This is a genomic window from Paenibacillus silagei (assembly GCF_017874735.1).
In the GTDB taxonomy this organism is placed as follows: domain Bacteria; phylum Bacillota; class Bacilli; order Paenibacillales; family Paenibacillaceae; genus Paenibacillus_AQ; species Paenibacillus_AQ silagei.
In genome coordinates this window covers 80,824-101,354 of sequence record NZ_JAGGLV010000006.1, presented here as the reverse complement: position 1 = coordinate 101,354, position 20,531 = coordinate 80,824, and the positions used below count along the sequence as shown (strand labels likewise).

General features: G+C 52.0%; 15 protein-coding genes. 13 read left to right on the top strand and 2 right to left on the bottom strand.

Annotated elements, in window-relative coordinates; genetic code table 11:
* Positions 1 to 62: 62 nt before the first annotated feature.
* From J2Z70_RS11105 to J2Z70_RS11045, 13 genes are all read left to right on the top strand, one after another.
* Positions 63 to 1,001 (top strand): aldo/keto reductase family protein, encoded by a 939-nt coding sequence (locus J2Z70_RS11105; RefSeq protein WP_209872675.1) that lies wholly within the window; start codon positions 63 to 65, stop codon positions 999 to 1,001.
* An 18-nt stretch (positions 1,002 to 1,019) separates the two neighbouring features.
* Entirely contained in the window at positions 1,020 to 2,042 is a 1,023-nt protein-coding gene (locus tag J2Z70_RS11100; protein WP_209872673.1) for an SDR family oxidoreductase, read from the top strand.
* A gap of 177 nt (positions 2,043 to 2,219) precedes the next feature.
* Positions 2,220 to 2,879, top strand: a complete 660-nt coding sequence (locus tag J2Z70_RS11095) for a class I SAM-dependent methyltransferase (protein ID WP_209872670.1) — start codon at positions 2,220 to 2,222, stop codon at positions 2,877 to 2,879.
* An 81-nt stretch (positions 2,880 to 2,960) separates the two neighbouring features.
* Positions 2,961 to 3,425 carry a YfbM family protein gene (locus J2Z70_RS11090; protein WP_209872667.1) on the top strand — a complete coding sequence of 155 codons (465 nt, stop codon included), beginning with the start codon at positions 2,961 to 2,963 and terminating at the stop codon, positions 3,423 to 3,425.
* Between the two features lie 68 nt (positions 3,426 to 3,493).
* Positions 3,494 to 4,498, top strand: a complete 1,005-nt coding sequence (locus J2Z70_RS11085; RefSeq protein ID WP_209872664.1) for a CapA family protein — start codon at positions 3,494 to 3,496, stop codon at positions 4,496 to 4,498.
* Between the two features lie 230 nt (positions 4,499 to 4,728).
* Positions 4,729 to 6,450: a sensor histidine kinase gene (locus J2Z70_RS11080; protein ID WP_209872662.1), complete on the top strand. Its 1,722-nt coding sequence runs from the start codon at positions 4,729 to 4,731 to the stop codon at positions 6,448 to 6,450.
* Positions 6,451 to 6,490: 40 nt separating this feature from the next.
* Positions 6,491 to 8,050, top strand: coding sequence for a response regulator (locus J2Z70_RS11075; RefSeq protein WP_209872659.1), 1,560 nt, complete (start codon positions 6,491 to 6,493; stop codon positions 8,048 to 8,050).
* 192 nt (positions 8,051 to 8,242) lie between these two features.
* Positions 8,243 to 9,169, top strand: a complete 927-nt coding sequence (locus tag J2Z70_RS11070) for an ABC transporter permease (RefSeq protein WP_036721498.1) — start codon at positions 8,243 to 8,245, stop codon at positions 9,167 to 9,169.
* Positions 9,170 to 9,254: 85 nt separating this feature from the next.
* Positions 9,255 to 10,118 carry a carbohydrate ABC transporter permease gene (locus J2Z70_RS11065; RefSeq protein WP_425355110.1) on the top strand — a complete coding sequence of 288 codons (864 nt, stop codon included), beginning with the start codon at positions 9,255 to 9,257 and terminating at the stop codon, positions 10,116 to 10,118.
* Between the two features lie 70 nt (positions 10,119 to 10,188).
* On the top strand, positions 10,189 to 11,757 hold the full coding sequence (locus J2Z70_RS11060) for a DUF3502 domain-containing protein (RefSeq protein WP_425355109.1): 1,569 nt from the start codon (positions 10,189 to 10,191) through the stop codon (positions 11,755 to 11,757).
* 113 nt (positions 11,758 to 11,870) lie between these two features.
* Positions 11,871 to 14,225 (top strand): beta-galactosidase, encoded by a 2,355-nt coding sequence (locus J2Z70_RS11055; RefSeq protein ID WP_209872653.1) that lies wholly within the window; start codon positions 11,871 to 11,873, stop codon positions 14,223 to 14,225.
* Positions 14,226 to 14,468: 243 nt separating this feature from the next.
* Positions 14,469 to 17,462, top strand: a complete 2,994-nt coding sequence (locus J2Z70_RS11050; RefSeq protein ID WP_342593008.1) for an ATP-binding protein — start codon at positions 14,469 to 14,471, stop codon at positions 17,460 to 17,462.
* A gap of 36 nt (positions 17,463 to 17,498) precedes the next feature.
* Positions 17,499 to 18,608 carry a response regulator gene (locus J2Z70_RS11045; protein WP_209872650.1) on the top strand — a complete coding sequence of 370 codons (1,110 nt, stop codon included), beginning with the start codon at positions 17,499 to 17,501 and terminating at the stop codon, positions 18,606 to 18,608.
* Positions 18,609 to 18,692: 84 nt separating this feature from the next.
* Here the strand turns inward: J2Z70_RS11045 and J2Z70_RS11040 are convergent, their stop codons facing one another.
* Both J2Z70_RS11040 and J2Z70_RS11035 read right to left on the bottom strand, forming a co-directional pair.
* Entirely contained in the window at positions 18,693 to 19,529 is an 837-nt protein-coding gene (locus J2Z70_RS11040) for a carbohydrate ABC transporter permease (RefSeq protein WP_036721510.1), read from the bottom strand.
* Positions 19,529 to 20,419, bottom strand: coding sequence for a carbohydrate ABC transporter permease (locus J2Z70_RS11035; RefSeq protein ID WP_036721513.1), 891 nt, complete (start codon positions 20,417 to 20,419; stop codon positions 19,529 to 19,531). Before J2Z70_RS11035 ends, J2Z70_RS11040 begins: the two co-directional genes overlap by 1 nt.
* Between the last annotated feature and the right edge of the window lie 112 nt (positions 20,420 to 20,531).

Below are 20,531 nucleotides of genomic sequence, written 5' to 3'. Positions count from 1 at the left end.
AATAGGTGCATATAGCAACCGGTTGGTGGGAACTGCCGGATTCAGAGAGGAGCAGAGGATTAATGAAATACCGCAGATTAGGTGGGACCGGACTTAAGGTCAGTGAGATTAGCCTGGGAAGCTGGTTGACCTACGGAGGATATGTGGAGCAGGACAATGCCGTTAAGGCCATTGAAACCGCTTACTCCCTGGGCATTAATTTTTTTGATACCGCGAATGTCTATGAGAAGGGGGCGGCGGAAAAGGTGCTGGGAGCTACACTGAGCAGCTATCCGCGCGAATCCTACGTGCTGGCGACCAAGGTGTTCGGGGTTATGGGCGACGGTCCCAATGACCGCGGTCTGTCCCGGAAGCATATTACCGAGCAATGCCATGCCAGCCTGAAGCGGCTGGGCGCTGAATACGTGGATCTGCTCTATTGTCACCGGTATGATCCGGAGACCCCGATCGAGGAGACGCTGCGGGCGCTGGATGATCTGGTCCGTCAGGGCAAAGTGCTCTATGTGGGGGTCAGTGAATGGACAGCGGCACAGATGACCGAAGCTCTTGCGGTTGCCGACCGGTATCTGCTGGATCATATCGTGGTCAATCAGCCGGTCTATAATATGTTCGAACGTTATATCGAGAAGGAGATTATCCCGCTTGGGCAGCGCAAGGGAATCGGACAAGTCGTGTTCTCTCCGCTCGCTCAAGGCCTGCTGACCGGCAAATACAGCTCAGTCTCCGAGATTCCGGCAGACAGCCGGGCTGCCCGGCTCGACTGGATGCGCAAAGGAATTACGGAGGAGAAGCTTACGAAGGTTCAGGAGCTGGGCAAGGTTGCCGCTGAACTGGATATCTCTGTAGGCAATCTGGCACTGGCCTGGATTCTGCGCCAGCCGAATGTATCCAGTGCCCTGGTCGGCGCGAGCCGCCCGGAGCAGGTGGAGGAGAATGTAAAGGCTTCCGGCATTGAGCTGAATGAGGATATACTGGCCCGAATTGAAGAAATTATCGGTTAAGAGAGAGGGAGGATACAGATGAAGGTTCTATTTATCGGAGGTACGGGACTTATCAGTCAGGCGGTTTCCCGGCTGGCAGTGGAACGGGGAATAGAACTGTATCTGTTCAACCGTGGAGAGCGCAGCGGCTTCGTGCCTCAGGGCGCTCAGGTGATTCAGGGCGATATCCGTGACAAAGAGAAGGCAGCCGAGGCGCTGAAGGGGCATGACTTCGATGTTGTTGTGGACTGGATTGCCTTTACGCCGGAGCATGTGCAGACAGATATTGATCTGTTTACAGGCAAGACGCAGCAGTATATCTATATCAGCTCTGCTTCCGCTTACCAGAAGCCCCAGCGTAGTTATCTGATTACCGAAGAGACTCCGCTGGTGAACCCTTATTGGCAGTATTCCCGGGATAAGATTGCCTCCGAGCAGCTGCTTCTGGAAGCGTATCAGAGCACCGGCTTCCCGGTGACGATTGTCCGTCCATCCCATACTTACGGAGATACAGCTATTCCGGCGGCGCTGACCAGCTGGAGCCATCCATGGTCTCTGGTGGAACGCATCCGCAAGGGCCAGCCGCTCGTCATCCATGGCGATGGTACCTCTCTATGGACATTGACGCATAATACGGATTTTGCCAAAGCCTTCGTTGGATTGCTGGGACTTCAGGAGGCGATTGGAGAAGCGGTTCATATTACCTCGGATGAGGTACTGAACTGGAATCAGATCTATGCGGCCATCGGGGAGTCAGCCGGCCGTGAGCCGAAGGTTGTACACATGTCTACGGATTTCATCGCTGCGAATACTCCGGCGGGAACGGCGGACGGGCTGATTGGGGATCAGGCGGTCAGCAGTGTGTTCGACAACAGCAAAATCAAGCGTCTGGTGCCTGACTTCCAGGCTACCCTGCCATTCGCGGAAGGCGTGAAGCGGTCGGTGGCCTGGTTCGAAGCCCATCCTGAATTGTGCACAGTTGACCAGGATTGGTCCAAAATGCTGGACGGATTGATCGCCAGGCACGGCGTTGATGCGAAGCTGCTTAGCTATTACGTGTAAAGAGAACTAATAGTATCTATCAGAATATTTCTTCATACCGGAACAGGTGCTGTCCATAGAGGATGGTGCCTGTTTGTGTATAAGCAGTGTCAGGTTATAACCCAGGTATAGCATGAAACCCGGATTCGTGAATATACTCTGACTACCGAAATCCCCACGAGTAAAGGAGTCCTGGTCATGCCGACACATCCTTACGTCTCCCGTTTTTTTGTGAATACCGATGCACGCCGTGACAAGCTGATTTATGATTTGCCGGAAGCCTGGTGGAGCCGCCCATATGAATATGAATGGTGTACCCATTTCATATCACCGCATGATGTCGTGCTGGATGCCGCCTGCGGGATCTCTCATCCGCTCAAATTCTATCTTGCCGAGCATAGCGCTGAGGTCTATGCCTGTGATAAGGATGCCCGGATTCTGTCGCATGAAGCGATTATGCAGAATATTGCCGAGGATATCGGAGCAGCTGCAGCCCGCCAGGTGGAGGCCGGACCTGTGAGCAGGCTGCATCTGGCCCAGGCTGATCTGACCTCACTGCCTTATGATGATGAGAGCTTTGATACGGTTTTTTGTATCTCGGTGCTGGAGCATCTGTCTGTGCAGGAAGCGGTACTAGCGGTCCGTGAGTTTCATAGAACGCTTAATGGAGAAGGACTGCTGGTGCTGACCTTTGATCATCCGGCCGTCAACCTGCCGCGGATGAATGAGATTCTGCTGCAGGCCGGCTTCCAGTATTGGGGCGAGACGGATTTCAATCTTCCGGCAGATGCCGTGCGTACAGATCAGTGGGGCGGCTTGAGCTGCTTCCGGGCAGTGCTTAAAAAAGCGCAAATCTAGCAAAGTTCATCCACCATTTGGTTGTTTCCTTCCATTGTAGTAGAATAGCTTCAAGGGCAGAAGAAAGAAGGAGACAATCTCATGGGGATGATCGGCAATTATCTGGCTGTACATGCTGAAATGCTTCAGTCGATCCGGACGGAAGAAGTTAGCCTGCACGAAATTGGACCCAAGCTGGATATCGATAAGTCCTGGCAAGCTCTGCATTATATACTGAATGGCGGACAGGAAGGCAATCATTCGCCTCTGGGTGCTGCTGTTCCTCTGACCAGTCATTATATCGGGCACTTTTCCGATGCCGAGGTGTTCGCCCTGGAACCGGATGAGGTGAAGCTAACCGCAGAGGCGCTGGAAGGAATAGAAGAAGCCTGGCTCCGGGAACACTACCCTTTCCGGCAGATGATGGAGGAAGGAATCTATCCGTTGATGGATGATGATGAGGCGGATGAATTCTTTGATTATATCTATACGTATTTCCAGGCCATCCGGGAGTTCTACCAGCAGGCAAGCGCGAGTGCATCCTGCGTTGTGTTCTATATTTCCTAGTCACAGTCATTATTATATTACTTAGAAAAAGGAGCTAGAGAACTTTGCGCAGATATGCTGTTATATTCATGATTCTGCTTCTGCTGGTCCCTGCCGCGGGTATAAGTGCCCAGGGGGCTGCTCCGCAGGAGGAGATCCGCCTTACGTTTGCCGGGGATATTCTGCTGGACGGCTTTGTCGGCGACCAGATTGCCAAATATGGTGTTGATTTCCCGTTCGCCAAGGTAGCGCCGGTGCTGCAGAAGGCAGATCTTGCTTTTGCCAATTTGGAGACTCCGGTCTCCGTGCGCGGGAGTGCGGCCAGCAAGACGTTCGCCTTCCGCTCCAAGCCGGCGGCACTTGCGGGATTGAGCAAAGCGGGGATCGACGGTGTCACTGTAGCCAATAACCATATTCTGGATTACGGCCGGACAGCGATGCTGGATACGCTGATTCATCTGGATAAGAACAATATTGGACACACCGGTGCGGGTGCCAATATGGATGAAGCCTTCAAACCGTATGTCAAGACCGTCAAGGGCAAGCGGATCGCCGTTCTGGGTACAAGCCGCGTGCTGTCTGACCCTTCCTGGTATGCAGGCAAGAACAGCCCGGGAGCAGCCTCAGCCTATACGGCAGAGCCGCTGCTGAGTGCGATTAAGAAGTCTGCCAAGGATAATGACTATACGGTTGTCTATATTCACTGGAATCAGGAATTCAAGGATTACCCGGAAGCGTATGCGCGGAAGCTGGCCAAGCAGATGATCGACAGCGGGGCAGATATCATCCTGGGCGCGCACAGTCATTGTCTGATGGGTATTGAATATTACAAGCATAAGCCGATCTATTATTCACTGGGCAACTTTGTGTTCAACCGTTCTACACGGGGCGGAGACAAGACCCTGCATTCCATGCTGGTTAATTTCACCATTAACCCGTCAGGGGTAACCAGCAGCATTACACCGGTCAAAATCATTGGCGGCCAGCCGAATTTCATGGGGGATGCCTACAATAAAGAAACCATCAAGAAGCTGAACCAGCTCTCCTTCAATGCGAAGATTGCAGCGAACGGGGCAGTCAGTGAGAAGCTGTGAAATAAGCCGGCGTAACAGTTCTTATCCATGAATCTGTATGATCCATCTCTTATAGCCCGGGGAGCCGCTTCCTAATCCTCCCCGGGCTGTTTTGCGTTTTCCCGGTATTCTTCATTTTGTGCTATTCATTCTTAGCATTGTGCTAACAGCGCGGAGTAAATCTGCTCTACAATATGAATATTAGTTCTATAGAATAGCTGTAACGAATTCCATGCAGAGGATGTCAGTGAATGATGCCCAAGCTTAAGAAGTACATGCCTTTCACCTATAAAATGATGATTCCTTATCTGCTGCTGGTTCTCCTCACGGATGTGTTCATCGGCTATATCTCCTATTCCATGCTGACCGATTCCAGGACAGAGATGGCCGAGTCCAACATCCGCACAGGTATGGAGCAGTCGAGGAACAATATCCGCTATCAGATGGATGAAATACAGCGGATGTCGGACAACCTGTTCGGCAGCCAGCCGTTCCAGCGTGCGCTTGAGCTGAAGGGGACGCCGTTTGAGATCTATCTGACGATGCTTGACGAGATTATCCCCCAGATTACCGCGCCGCTGCAGCTGTTCGGGAACAAGATCCGCTTCATGCTCTACACTCCGAACCCAGATCTGAACATTGTGTCCGGGGATAATCTGGATGATCCGATTATTACCAGCGATTACTACATTCTGCCGCTGGACGATATTACAGGCAGTCCATGGTATCGCTCGCTGAAGGATTCCAAGCGTGATAATCTGTGGCTGCAGATAGATACGGACCAGAAGCTGGGCAACCTCTCGCATGTACGCAGACTCGTCAACTTCAGTGATTACAAGTCGCTGATCGGTTATGTGCGGATTACGGTATCGCTGGAGGACCTGTTCGGCGGCTTCGATACCTTCCCGCTGGAGGAAGGGATTACGCTGCGGCTGGTGGAGGAGACGACCGGGGACGTTCTGTTCCAGCGGGGTCCTGCCAATAATAGCAGCGGGGAGGGGAGCTTCCTCAGGCTGCAGGAGCAGATTCCGGGCAGTAACTTCATAATTGAAGCGATGGTTCCGCATAAATATCTCACTCAGGATGCCGGACGCCTGCGCCGTGTGATTATCGCAGTCTGCAGTCTGAGCTTCCTGGTTATGACCCTGATCGGGTATGTGGTAGCACGGATATCGGGACGCAAAATGAGCCGGATCGTAGGCCTGGTACGCTCCTTCCAGGACGGGAACTTCCAGAAGCGCATCCGCTTCTCCGGTAATGATGAATTCGTGCAGATCGCAGATTCCTTCAATGATATGGCCTCCAACATCCAGGGGCTGATCAACAGCGTGTATGTGCAGGGAATCCAGAAGAAGCAGGCGGAGCTGGAAGCCCTGCAGGCACAGATTAATCCGCATTTTCTCTATAATACGCTCTCTACGATCAGTAGCCTTGCTAATCTCGGGGAGATCGGCAAAGTCACGGAGATGGTTCAGGGGCTGTCCCGGTTCTACCGGCTGACCCTCAATCAAGGCAATGTCTATATTGAGCTGGAGAAGGAGCTGGACCAGGTGGCTACTTACTTGGAGATCCAGCGGGTCAAATATGCGGATGCCTTCACGCTGCACGTGGATGTGGACGAGGAGATTCTGCATATGCAGGTGATTAAGCTGCTGCTTCAGCCTTTTGTGGAGAATATATTCAAGCACGCCTGGTTCGGTGAGACCATTGCCATCCGGCTGACCGGCAAGCGGGTAGGGGACAATATTGAACTTAAGGTAATCGATAACGGGATCGGCATGCGCCCCGAGGTAGTCAAGCGTATGATGCAGGGGCCTAGCCAGTCAGGCGGGTACGGTGTGAAAAATGTGGATGAGCGGATTAAGCTCAGGTACGGCGATGCGTACGGAGTGACGATTGCCAGCTTCTACGGAGGCGGAACAACTGTGCGGCTGCTGCTCCCTGCCGGGCTTCAGGGTGATGAGGAGCTGTAAGACTTAGGGTCAGTTACACATACAGGAGGACAAGATTGCGATGAGTATCAATGTATTGCTGGTTGACGATGAAGCGATTGATCTGGAATGGCTGCGGCGCAGAGTACTGGCCAGCCCGCTGGATCTTGCAGTGGTAGGAACGGCGAACAGCGGCTTCAATGCGCTTAAGATTATGGAGCAGGAGCGGGTGGATATCATCCTGTCCGATATACGGATGCCCATTATGACGGGGACGGAATTCGCGCGCCGGGCGAAGGTCATCCATCCGAAGGTCAAAATTGTCTTCATCAGCGGCCATGAGGATTTCAGCTATGCCAAGGAAGCGATTGAGATCAATGCCTCCGGTTATTTATTGAAGCCTGTGGAAGACAAGGATCTCTACGACATGCTCGAATCCCTGTCTGCCGCTCTGGAGCAGGAACGGGAGAAGAACCGTTCATTTACCGAGGCGCTGTCCCTGGTGAACAAGGAGCTGATTCTGCGCTGGTTCGAGGATGCATCGCCTGAGCCGGCGGAGCAGCATCTGCGCAGTGCCCTGAATCCGCTGCTCATGAAGGGGGCGGCTGCAGCGATTATTGAGATTGATGATCTGGAATGGAAAATGCGCGACCTGTCCGAGGAGGATGCGCGGGTCAAGACGCGGCAGATGGCCGGACTGATCAGAGCGTTCGTAGAGAGCGCCCAGCTGGGAACACTGATCCCCGTCCATCATCACCGGTTCGTCATTCTGTGCAGCCTTCCGCCGGACAGCTTTCTCAGTCTGCTGGACGAGCTGATTAAGCAGATGGCCGGGAGCTCACCCTGCACCTTAACCATCGGGGTCGGGCGTTACGCCCAGGATGAGGCGGGGCTGCATGAATCCTATCAGCAGGCAACGGCTGCACTCAGTGCGAAGTGGCTGCTGGGCAAGAACCGGCTGATCCGCGATAATCTGGAGTCCTCCCCGCGCGGGACGCCGGGGGCAAGGATTGAACAGACCGTTGTGCAGCTGCTGGAGGCTATCATCCAGTACGATCTGGTGGCGATTGACGATCATCTGCTGGAGCTGTTCACGAATGCGGGCAAGAAGGATGTCTATGAGCTGATTATCCGGATCACCTCCAAGCTGCATGCGGACCTGCAGCAGCAGAATGAGAATCTGTATGAGCTGCTCCAGTGGGAGTCTCATCAGCCGGACATCCTGTTCCAGTTCGAGACGATTCACGATATCTTGTCGTGGATGAGACGGAGATTCTTCGAGCTGTCGGAGCTGCTGTATGTGAAGCGGCAGCGGCAGAAGCGCAAGCTGATCGACGAGATTATGAATTATGTGGAGGAGAATCTGGAGAAGAAAATCACGCTGAAGGAGGTAGCCGCCCACTTCGACTTCACCCCGAATTATCTGGGCTTCCTGTTCAAGGAAGAGTATGGGGTTCCCTTCAGCGAGTATGTTAACGAACGCAAGACAGGCAGAGTGTTCGAGCTGCTCAGTGATCCGACGCTTAAGATCTATGAGATAGCCGAACGGATGGGCTATAAGAATATTATCTATTTCAACCGGCAGTTCAAGCAGATCACCGGCATGACGCCGGGGGAATACCGAAAGAAGCAGAAAATCTAAGCTGATGATTACCAAACGTTGCCAGTCCTGATTTCCAAATCAGAGGCAACGTTTTTTGTTTTTTTGGAAAGTATATATTTAAACGGATCGTTGAAAAAGTATTACTTTTAGTTGATAGCCCTAATCCACACCGGAAGGACGCTTATTTATAATAAGGCTATAGAGAAATGGGAATGGGAAAGGGGATTCAAGATGAAACAGAAACAACACGGATTCTGGGATGACGTCAAGAAATACAGATCCTTGCTTCTTATGCTGACACCGGCAGTATTGTTCTTTCTGCTATTTGCTTATCTGCCCATGTCGGGCATAGTGCTGGCATTCAAGCAATTTGATTATACTGGCGGGGTATTCGGCAGTCCGTGGAACGGGCTGGATAACTTCAAATTCTTCATTGATTCCGGTGACGCCTGGCGCGTAACCCGAAATACAGCGTTATATAACATCGCATTCATCGTTGTGAACAACGGGCTTCAGATCTTCGCAGCGATCCTGCTGTTCGAGGTAGCGGGCAAATGGTTCCGCAAGCTGACCCAAACGGTATTGTTCCTGCCTTATTTCATCTCCTGGGTTGTAGTTGGAGCCATTGCGTACAACCTGTTCAACTTCGATGTAGGTACCGTTAACGTATTGCTGAAGGGACTCGGTATGCAGCCGGTGGATATCTATAATACGGCAGCCTACTGGCCGTTTATCCTGGTCATTGTCTCCGCCTGGAAGACACTGGGCTACGGAACGATCATGTATCTGGCCGCCATCACCAGCATAGACACCGAGATGTACGAAGCCGCCGAAATTGACGGCGCGAATATTTTCCAGCGGATTATGAAAATTACGATTCCGAACCTGATGCCGACTGTCATCATTCTGGTGCTGCTGGCGATCGGTAATATCTTCCGCGGAGACTTCGGGATGTTCTACAATATGGTCGGCAACAACGGCCTGCTGTTCTCATCCACAGACGTAATCGACACCTTCGTCTTCCGCTCGCTGACCACATCCAATGAAATCGGGATGTCTGCGGCAGCCGGCTTCTACCAATCCCTGCTCGGCTTCGCAACCATCATGCTGGCCAACTATGCAGTACGCCGATACGACAAGGATCGCGCTCTATTCTAGGACAAGGAGGTAATGCCCAATGAGTTCAACCACTGCAAATATTCAATCACCGGAAGTACGCAGAAAGCCTGCTAACCGGGACAAGATGGTGCTATCCATCATCGGATACGTAACCCTAACGGTACTGGCTATATTCTGTATCTTCCCGTTCATTCTGGTCATCTCTTCCTCTCTGAGTGAAGAGAGCGCGATTATCGAGAAAGGGTTCCAAATCTTCCCGACCGCCTTCTCGACAGAGGCGTACAGCCTGCTGTTCAAGTATCCGGCTGAGATGCTCAGAGCGTATGGCGTGACGATCTCCGTTACGGCCATCGGTACTATCGTCGGATTGTTCCTTACGTCAATGACAGCCTACGTGCTGTCCCGGAGAGATTTCAAATGGCGCAGCCGCTTCTCCTTCTTCTTCTTCTTCACTACATTGTTCAGCGGCGGTCTGGTTCCATGGTATCTGATGATTATCAACTATCTGCATCTGAAGGATACGCTTCTGGTACTGATTCTGCCGATGATGATGAACGTCTTCTATATTATTGTCATGAAGTCCTTCATGAGCAGCATCCCGGATGCGATTACAGAATCCGCCAAAATTGACGGAGCCGGCGATTTCCGGATCTTCATGCAGCTGATCGTGCCGTTGTCCAAGCCGGCGCTGGCGACCATTGGCCTCTTCATTGCCTTGGCCTACTGGAATGACTGGTATAACGCATTGCTCTTCATCTCCAAGTCGGAGCTGATGCCGCTGCAGTATTATCTCTACAAAATGTTAGGCAACATGGATGGAATGCGTAAGGCGATGATGGCTTCCGGTGCGGTGGTCAACACAGACCTGCCAACCGAAAGTCTGAAGATGGCCATGACGATTGTGGCTACAGGACCGATCCTGCTGGCGTATCCGTTCATCCAGAAGTATTTTGTAACAGGACTTACGATTGGCGCAGTCAAAGGATGATTACAGGGCAACCTGGTTATCAATATAAGACTCAAAGCAACTATTATTTAAGGGGGAAATACAGGTCATGATGAACAAGAAAAAGAAACTGACAGTTACGCTTGCAACGATGATGGCGCTTGGAACGGTCCTCAGTGCCTGCGGCGGCAATAATAATGGTAATACAGGAGCGGAGGCTACGAAGGCTCCGGCAGCATCCGAGGGAACGAATTCCGGCGCTGTGGACACCTCCAAAGAAGTGAAGCTCAAAATGATTCTGCTCGGGCCACAGCCCGGGGATTATGACAAGGTCTTCGGAGAGCTGAACACCAAGCTCAAGGAAAAAATCAATGCTACCGTAGAAACCGAATTCCTCGACTGGTCTGACTGGACCCAGAAATACCCGCTGAAATTCGCAGCGAATGAAGACTTCGATCTCGTATATACAGCGAACTGGGCCTTCTATAACGACCAGGCGCTGAAAGGCGGATTCCTGGAGCTAACGGATGATATGCTGACCAAATACATGCCACAGACCTGGGAAGCGATGCCGAAAGTGAACTGGCAGCAAGCCAAGGTGGACGGCAAGCTCTATATGGTTCCTAACAACAATGTTGAAGTAACGGACAAAGTGGTGCTGTACCGTGAGGATCTGCGCAAAAAGCATAACCTGCCGGAAATCAACAGTCCTGAATCGTACGCGACTTACCTGAAGACGATTGCCAAGGACGAAAAGGGCATTACTGCTTATGGAGCCAAGCCGGCGGACGGCTGGAAATTCCATGAGCTGGATCAGACGCTGCTGGAGCAGAACAACAACTTCAACCTGGTAGATGCCAGCCTGCTGCCGCTGGCGTACAAGCTGGATGATGCAACCGGTAAAGTCTTCAACATCTATGACACACCGGAATTCACTTCCCTGCTTAAATATTACAAAGACCTGGCCGATAACGGCGCGTGGTCCAAGAACGTAGTCAGCAACAAAAACGATGTATGGCAGGATGTGAAAGCAGGCAAAGTATCCTCTTATGCGCACAATCTGGGTACTGTAGCTGCTAACCTGGCTGAAATGCGCCGTGACAAACCGGATGTAGAGCTGGGCATTGCTGACCTTACCCCGGACAAAAAGAAAATTGCTGCGATCTCAACGCAGAACGGGATGTCCGTGCATGCAACCTCTAAGAATCCTGAGCGCGCACTGATGCTGCTGGATTTACTGCAGAATGACAAGGAAATTCACGACTTGACTATGTACGGTATCGCCGGAAGCAACTACAACCCGGAAGGCGACAAGAAGTTCACCGCCGGTCCTGCTGCCGCTAACTACACAGGCTTCTCGAACTGGGGCTGGAACTCCCCGCTGAACCGTCAGGATGCAGCGTATCCTAAGGAAGCGGACGATATGTTCAACACTTGGCAGTCCAGCATCTATCACTTCCCGCTGGAAACCTTCGTCTTCGACACTACGCCAGTGAAGAACGAAGTAGCTAATATCGGCAACGTGATGCTGCGTTATGCGATTCCGCTTGAATATGGCTTGATCGAAGATCTGGCGAAAGGCCAGGCAGACCTGATCAAGCAGCTGAAATCAGCAGGTCTGGATAAGGTGCAGACTGAAATGCAGACACAGATCGATGCGTTCCTCGCAGCGCAGAAATAACAGAATAAGCTTACGGGCTGCTCCAAAGCAATAGCTTTGGGGCAGTTTTTATGAAAATATAAGAATGTATAGGTTGTACAAGGATCATACAATATGGCAAAGGAGCAATTCTCATGAGATATACGATACAGGCTGGGGTGTCTCCCAAAAAAATCTACCCGTCCACACTGAAGCTGGGCGGGAGCAATCCTCAAGGGGATGAGATCCGGTTCACGAATTATTATATGGAGCGCAGCGGCAAGCCTTATTTCGCCATCTGCGGGGAATTCCATTATTCACGGTATCCCGAAGCGGATTGGGGGAGTGAAATCGCCAAGATGAAGCTGTCCGGCATCAATGTGGTGGCGACCTATATCTTCTGGAATCATCATGAAGAGGTGGAAGGAGCGTTCGAATGGGCAGGCAACCGCAATCTCCGGAGATTCGTGGAGCTGTGCCGGGATAATGGCCTATACGTCATCCTGCGTGTGGGTCCGTTTTGTCATGGCGAGGTCCGTAACGGCGGACTGCCGGACTGGCTGTTCGGCCGGGAATTCGATGTGCGCTCCAATGACGAGGGCTACCTGAAGTATGTGAACCGCCTGTTCAAGGAGATCGGCAATCAGGCCGATGGACAGATGTTCAAGGATGGCGGCCCGGTGATCGGGATTCAGCTGGAGAATGAGCTGAATGCTGCGGCCGCTCTCTGGGAAGAGACCGCCAAGCAGGGTGACGAATATCTCAGCGGCGGAGCGAGCGGTGAAGCGGGATCTGAGCATATGCGTCTGCTTAAGCAGTATGCGGTGGATTCCGGTCTGATCGCTCCGATCTATACCAGCACCGGCTGGGGCGAGGCGCCGTTCCTGGAGGATGAGGTGCTTCCGCTCTACGGAGGGTATGCCTATACTCCGTGGAGCATCAGTGACCCGAATCAGGTTCAGAAGCCGACGCCGGAATATGTATTCGTGAATTTCCATGATGACAAGGCGCCGGGCGGCGAATTCAATCCGCCGTATGCGCGGACGAAATACCCGTTCGCTTGCTGTGAGATGGGCGGCGGGATGCAGACCTGGTATCTGTCCCGGTTCCAGGTTGAGCCGGAAAGTGTCATCGCCATGACCTTAATGAAGCTTGCCGGAGGCTGCAACTTCATCGGGTATTATATGTTCCATGGCGGAACCAATCCGGTGGGAAGAACGGGATACCTGAATGAGAGCACTACGCCGAAGCTGACTTATGACTTCCAGGCGCCAATCGGGGAATTCGGCCAGATCCGTGAGTCGAATCACCTGCTTCGTCCGCTTCATTATTTCCTGCGCCGGTTCGCAGACCGGCTTGCACCGATGGCAACTGTGCTTCCTGAAGGGGCAGAAGCAGTTACGCCGGAGGATGCGCACACGCTGCGTTATGCAGTCCGCACGGACGGTAAGTCCGGCTTCCTGTTCGTCAATAATTATCAGGACCATGTGGAGATGGATACGCACGAGGAGGTTGTGTTTGCGGTAGAACTGGGAGAGGAGACGCTAAGCTTCCCGCAGCGGAGCAAGCTGACGGTTCAGCCCAAGGCTTCCTTCCTGCTGCCGTTCAACTTCGCGCTGGATGGTCTTAATCTCAAGGCTGCCACGGCCCAGCCTGTTACGGCTATTGAAACGGAGGAAGCAGCCACCTACTTCTTCTCTATGCCGGAGGGCATCGACGCTGAATTCCAGATTGACGCAGATACCGGTATTCTGGAGGTGAGCGCGGAGACCGGAGACGTAGCAGAGAATGGCGGCTATAATGTGCTGATTCCGCATCACCAATCTTCTATGATTGTGATCCGGCGGGACGGAGCCAGAGAAGTCCGTATCTATGCCATGAGTGCACGTGAAGCTGCGACCCTGTGGGAGCTTGAGGAGAACGGCTGCAGCCGCATCATCTTCTCACCGGCTCCTCCGGTTCAGACCCCGGGCGGAATTGAATTCATCAGCCAGGGGCATCATGCATTCACATTCCGTGAATACACGGGCGGAGCAGAGACGGCAACGCAGTGGAATACCGCACAGGCGGATGCAACGGTCAGCGGACGACAGGATGGCTGGTTCCAGGCTTATGAGGTACAGGTACCGCAGAAGGAAGTCGCCGTTACGATGCGCCGGATTCAGGATCACAAGGTTGTCCTCCAGTTGCCCGAAGAAGTCCTGGAGGGTTCGGAAGAAGTCCTGCTGAGCATTGATTATACAGGCAATGTGGGCTATGCCTTCGCTGCCGGGCAGCTGTTCCACGACCATTTCTATAACGGCCTGCCGTGGGAGATCGGCCTGTCGCGGTTCCGGGAGGTACTGCGCCGGGGCGAGATCGTTCTGGAAACGACACCTCGCCGGACAGGTGCTGTTAAGCTGGCCGACGACGCCGCCATGGCTGTGGAGAAGGTATTCGAGGGCGAAGCCGTTGCCGTGTTCCATAGTGTGACCGCAACAAAGGTGTACCGGATCGGACTAACAAGATAATGCAAGAAGGAAGCACTGTCCAGGAAGCTCCGCTGGATGGTGCTTTTTTCTGTTTAAGTATTTTGTGAGATTTTTATAAGTGCATTAAGTTAGAATGAGAACATCGATGATTTGAACTGGAGGCTGTTTGTGAGAAAGGTAAATATCCGCAGACTTGCGGGAATCGGCATATTCTTCTGTATTATCTTTTCTTTGATCTTCATAATCTTCTTACTGACACGGCCTCCTCAAAATGAGGTAAGCGTGGAGAAGGGAGTACTGGATCTGTCCTCATGGAATCTTGAGCAGCAGGGAGTCGTGAATTTGGATGGTGAGTGGGAGTTTTACCAGGATAAGCTGCTGAGCCCTGAGGATTTCCGGCAAGGCCGGTATGATTCTCCGCCTGCCTATTTGAAGGTTCCCGGTACCTGGCGCGGCAAGAATCCCGCTGGCGGGATGAGCAGCAGGGGTTCAGGCACCTACCGTTTACAGGTATTATTGAAGGATACCGATGAAATACTCGGCTTGAAAATAAGAAGCATCCGCATGGCCCACCGTCTGTTTATTGGTGGACAAGAGGAGGGGGCCAGCGGGCTTCCTTCCACGGACAAAGGCGCGTTTCAACCCGGAAACACACCGTATTCGATATTTTTTCATCCGGATGCCCGCAGGCTCGAGATTGTGATCCAAGTCTCTAACTATAATTTTGTCACCGGAGGAATTGTGAACTCCCTCACGCTTGGAGCACAAGAGGACATCACCCGGCGCAACATGATACAGATCGGTGCGGATATCGGAATCATTTTGATCTTGGCCATGTTCGGTGCCTATCACCTCAGCTTCTATTTTATTGGCCGCCATGAGAAGGAGTATTTGCTTAGCGGATTTTTCTTATTGTTTCTGGCCTTGCAGAACTCCTTGTACGGGGAAAAGATGTTTCAGCGTCTCCTGCCGTCGGTCCCCTTTGATTTTTCGTATAAGCTGCTGGATGTCAGCCATTTTCTTAACGCGATACTGATTATTGTGTTCTTTTGTACCGTAGAGTCGCACCTGATGTCGCTGCGCAGGCTGAAGCTGATTCTTACCCCGTTTATGGCCTATCTTGTTATGGTTGTGCTTTTGCCATATGCGGTGCATATTCGAGTGAAATATTTCTTTATATTCTATCTCTGGATCGTTATGCTCGGCATTGTAGCTAGAATGGTCTATTTGTATATCCGCAGGCAGAGTCAGGTGGCAGACCGTGCGGAGCTGATGCTGTTCATTGGCGGAGCCACTGCGCTGATGATCTATCTGATGAATGACGGCCTTTATTCCGAGAATATTGTGCAGAGCAATTTTACAGGAAGATGTGGAGTTATTGCATTTATTGTGCTCATTAATATCCTGCTGGCCGTAAGGTTCTCGAATGCGTATGCCAAAACAGAGATTCTATCCCGTAAGCTATGGACAGCGAACCAGCTGAAGGATGAATTCCTGATGAACACCTCTCATGAGATCAAGACACCGCTTCATGGAATAATGAATATGACCTCTTTTTTACTGGAGAATCAGGAAGAGAATTTGCATGCAGGCCAGAAGCAGAATCTGTGGCTGATTAAGGATACGTCCACGAAGTTGTCGATGCTGATCCAGGATCTGATCGATGTCAGCCGGTTGAGGCACGGAGAGCTGCGATTGCACCAGACCGCTGTTGATCTAAGAGTGGCTGTCCAAATTGTATATGATATTCTCCGGTTCGAGCTGGCGGGCAAAGAGGTGCAGCTGCTCAACCAGGTGGATGCCGATACATGGGTACTCGCGGATGAGAGCAGACTGCGGCAGGTAATGTATAACCTGGTTCATAACGCGATTAAGCATACCCGTCAGGGATCGATTCAGATTACAGCAAGAGTAGCCGGGAGTGAGGTCTTCATTGAAGTGGAGGACACCGGAACAGGGATATCCGAAGAGAACCATGCGGCGATCTTTGAATATTTTGAGCAGGTGGACAGGCTGCTGCCGCAGGACGGATATACCGGAATGGGGGTAGGGCTGTATATCAGCAGGAAGCTGGTGGAGCGTATGGGCGGTGTGATTCGGGTGGATTGGTCCGAGAAGGGCAAGGGAACCCGCATGGTATTTACGCTGCCCCTAGTAGACCCTATTCCCGAATATCAGCAGGCTGCCGTATCCGAACCTTACGCGCTGCATGCCGATGTTGATTATACGGTGCTTGATGTACTGGACCGGGAAGGGCAAACCATTCTGATTGTAGACGATGAGGCCTCCAACATCCATACCCTGCTGAATATTCTCCGTCGTCATGATTATAATGTGCTGGTAGCCTTCTCCGCCAAGGAAGCATTGACCAAACTTCAGGAATATCAGCAAGTGGATCTTGTCATTCTGGATATCATGATGCCGGGTACATCGGGGATAGAATTATGCCAATCACTGCGCAGCCGTCATTCTATACTTGATCTGCCGATTCTGTTCGCCACAGTCAAGGATGCACCTTCCGATATTGCGCTGGGCTTCCGGGCCGGGGCGAATGATTTTGTGACCAAGCCCTTTGAGAGCGAGACGCTGATGGCCCGGATTCATAACCTGCTGGCCATGAAATTGTCGATCCAGGAAGCGATCCGGCATGAGCATGCGTTCCATCAAGCCCAGATCAAACCGCATTTCCTGTATAATGCGATGAGCAGTATTATCTCATTCTGTTATACCGATGGCGTCAAGGCAGCTTATCTGTTAACCATGCTCAGCCAATATATGCGCTTTATTCTGGATATGGACCGCTCCACACTTGTCATTCCGTTGTACCGGGAGCTGGAGCTGATTCAAGCCTATGTTGAAATTGAACAAGCCCGCTTCGGGGAGAGGTTCGACTATAGCAGCCAGGTGGATGATTCCCTGAAGGTAGTGAATATCCCGTCCCTCTGCATCCAGCCATTTATTGAGAATGCCATCCGTCATGGACTGTTCGAGAAGGAGGGGCAAGGCAAGGTTGCCTTAAGAATTCAGGCTGGTGACGGCTACATGAGGATTATAGTCGAAGATGACGGTGTAGGCATTCCCGCTGATCTGTTATATATATTGAATAGTCAAGGAGAGCTGCAAGGAAGCATTGGTATTCAGAATATCCGCAAGCGTCTGGATATGATTCCGGGAGCCAGCTTAAGCATTCATTCTGAAGCAGACAGCGGTACGAAGGTAACGATCTATCTGCCGCTCAGCGGCGGCGGCTCCGGGCAAGGGGCTTCTGAGGAGTAGGAGTAAATATGATTCTGCGTGAAGGAGGGGTCTTCCATGTTTCGGGCGATGATTGTTGAGGATGAACGGCCAATCCTGGATTTAATGAAGGTGCTGGTTGGCCAAAATAGCAATTACAGCATTGTAGGAGCTTTTACGAATCCGGTAGAGGCCTTGGCGAATCTGCAGGAGCTGCAGCCGGATATCGTGTTCATTGATGTGGAGATGCCGAGGATGAACGGGCTGCAGCTTGCAGTGCACATCCATGAACAGCTGGGTCAGGCAGAGATAGTGTTCACTACGGCTTATAAGGATTATGCGCTTGAAGCATTCGAAGTAAGTGCACTTGATTATATTCTCAAGCCTGTCACGCCGCAAGCGATTCAGCGGGTCACCGGGCGGCTGTTCAAGCACCGGACAACCCACATTCCCGCAGAGACCGTCAAGTCTAGCTTCTCCATCCGCTGCTTCGGTGAATTTGAAGTCCTTAATCCGGAGGGACTCCCGGTCCACTTCCGAACCCGCCGGACCGAGGAATTATTCGCTTATCTTCTCTGCCACCCTGGACGGTATATCAGCAAGTGGAAGCTCATTGATTTGTTGTGGCAGGATGCGAAGGGAGAGCGGGGATTATCCAATCTGCATAATACCCTGTACCTGTTAAAAAAGGTCCTGAAAGAGAACAAAATTCCGATGAGCATACAGAAGCTTAATGACGGTTACAGGCTGGATACGGCAAATAAACAATATGATCTCCTGCAGTATCATCAACTGCAGCAGGTTCACAGTGAGGGCAGACTGACCACAGAGCAAGCCGAAGAGCTCTGTTCGCTGTATCAGGGGCCGCTGCTGGAGGGTAAGAATTACTTATGGAAGATCCCGTTAGAGGAAGCCTTCTTCAAGCAATATACAGCAATGGTCCGGGAATTGGCGGCGGCTGAGCTTACGGCTGGAAATGGAGCAGCAGCGGAATTACGTCTTGAGCAATACTTGTCGCTGTATCCGTTGGAGGAGGAAATGAACCGCCTCCTGATTAGCATGTATAGAGGACGCGGCGCATTAGAGAATATCGACAGACGGTATGAGCAGTTTGAAGCGGCTTGTAAAAATGAGCTGGGGCTTGAGCTGCCGCCGGAAATCAAGAATGAGTGGCTGCAGGCTCATTAGTATATCCCGTGACAAAAAGAAAAGGCGTCCCATGTAGCCGTTACACGGCTTATGGGGACGCCTCTTTGCATAGTGAGAACAGGATCAGCCCTTAACCGCCCCCGCGACAACGCCCTTCACAATGTATTTCTGCAGGAAGATGAAGACCACGATCGATGGAAGCACCGCCATTACCATAGCGGTCATGGCATACTGCCAGTCCGAGGTATACTGGCCCACGAAGGTGTAAGCGGCCAGCGTTAACGTCTTCGTCTCCGGTGAACCGTTGACCATCAGCAGCGGGAGCAGGAAGTCATTCCAGATCCACATGACATCGATGATGACGATGGTCGTGGTGACCGATTTCAGCAGCGGGAAGATCACGCTGAAGAACAGGCGGAAGCCGGAAGCGCCGTCAATCGTCGCACTCTCGTCAATCTCTGTCGGGATACCCTTCACGAAGCCGTGATAGATGAACACCGCCAGCGGAGCGCCGAAGCCCCAATACAGGAGACCCAGTCCCCACGTGCTCTCCGACAGGTTGAGGTTCTTGGCGGTCTGGAGGACCGTCAGCATGATCGACTGGAACGGGATCAGCATCGGCATAATGCACAGGAAGTACAGGACACCGCTCCATCTGGTCTTGGTCCGGGCCAGCTTATAGGCGGCGATGGAGGAGATGAATACGATACCGAGCAGGCCGACACCCGTAATGATGAAGTTGTTCAGGAACAGCCGCGGATAGTTGATGAACTCCCAGACATAGGCATAGTTGCTGAAGGTCAGCTTCTGCGGGAGGGCGATGACATCGGTCATGACCTCGCCGAAGCTTTTTAACGAGTTAATGATTGTCAGGAACAGTGGATACAGGAACAGCAGAGACAAGAGGACCAGGACAATTTCCAGTATGATCTTGCCCGCCTTGTTGTGGTTTGTTTTCATTAGGCCTCTACCTCTCTCCGTTTGAAGACTGTCAGCTGGATGATCGTCACGACAAGCACAGCCAGGAACAGGATAAGCGCTTTCGCCGTGCCGTAGCCGTACAGATTGTTCTGGAACGTATCCCTGTAGATATCATAAGCAATACTGTAGGTAGTTCCGCCGGGACCGCCGCCGGTCAGCGACAGGATGACATCGAATACCTTGATTGAATTGGTGAGCGCCATGAACACAGAGATCGTGATCGATGGGGCAAGCAGCGGCAGCGTAATGCTGAAGAATCGTCTCAGCGGTCCGGCACCGTCTACTGTAGCGGCTTCCTTGAGATCCTCAGGCACAGATTGCAGACCGGCAATGTAGATAACCAGATAGAACCCGATGGACTGCCAGATGGATACGCCCAGGATGGAGATGAAGGCCAGTCCCGGTGTCCCGAGCCAGCTTAGATCGAAGATTGCCCAGCCGGTGCTCTCACCCAGCGAGTTGAAGCCCTGCATGAAGATGAATTTCCAGATGAAGCCGACAATCACAAGGCTGAGGATATAAGGGATGAAGAAGGCCGCTCTCAGCCAGGAGGTGCTTCTCAGCTTCATGTCCAGCAGCACGGCCAGCAGAATCGCCAGCACGTTGACTATGATAATGTAGAGCACCGCGTATTTAATCGTGAACCAGGCAGCATCCGAGAAGTTGGTATCGCCGGAGAAGATCTGCTTGAAATTATCCAGCCCGACGAACTTGGGGTGCTTGGAGATCCCGTTCCACTTGGTCATTGAATAGCGGATGGTCATGGCGAACGGAATATAGAAGGCTACAGCGATACAGATCAGAACCGGGAGAGTGAAGATTCCGAATTCGAATTTCTCGCGCCATCTTTTGCCGAGTGTTTTTAACATGGATGCACCTCTTCTTGAGTTATAGGGTGGGAGTAGTAGGCCTGGCTTGCCACACTTAACCATTCCGGTTAGTCTATATTGTGTATTATAGAGTAGACCCGTATCGTCAAAA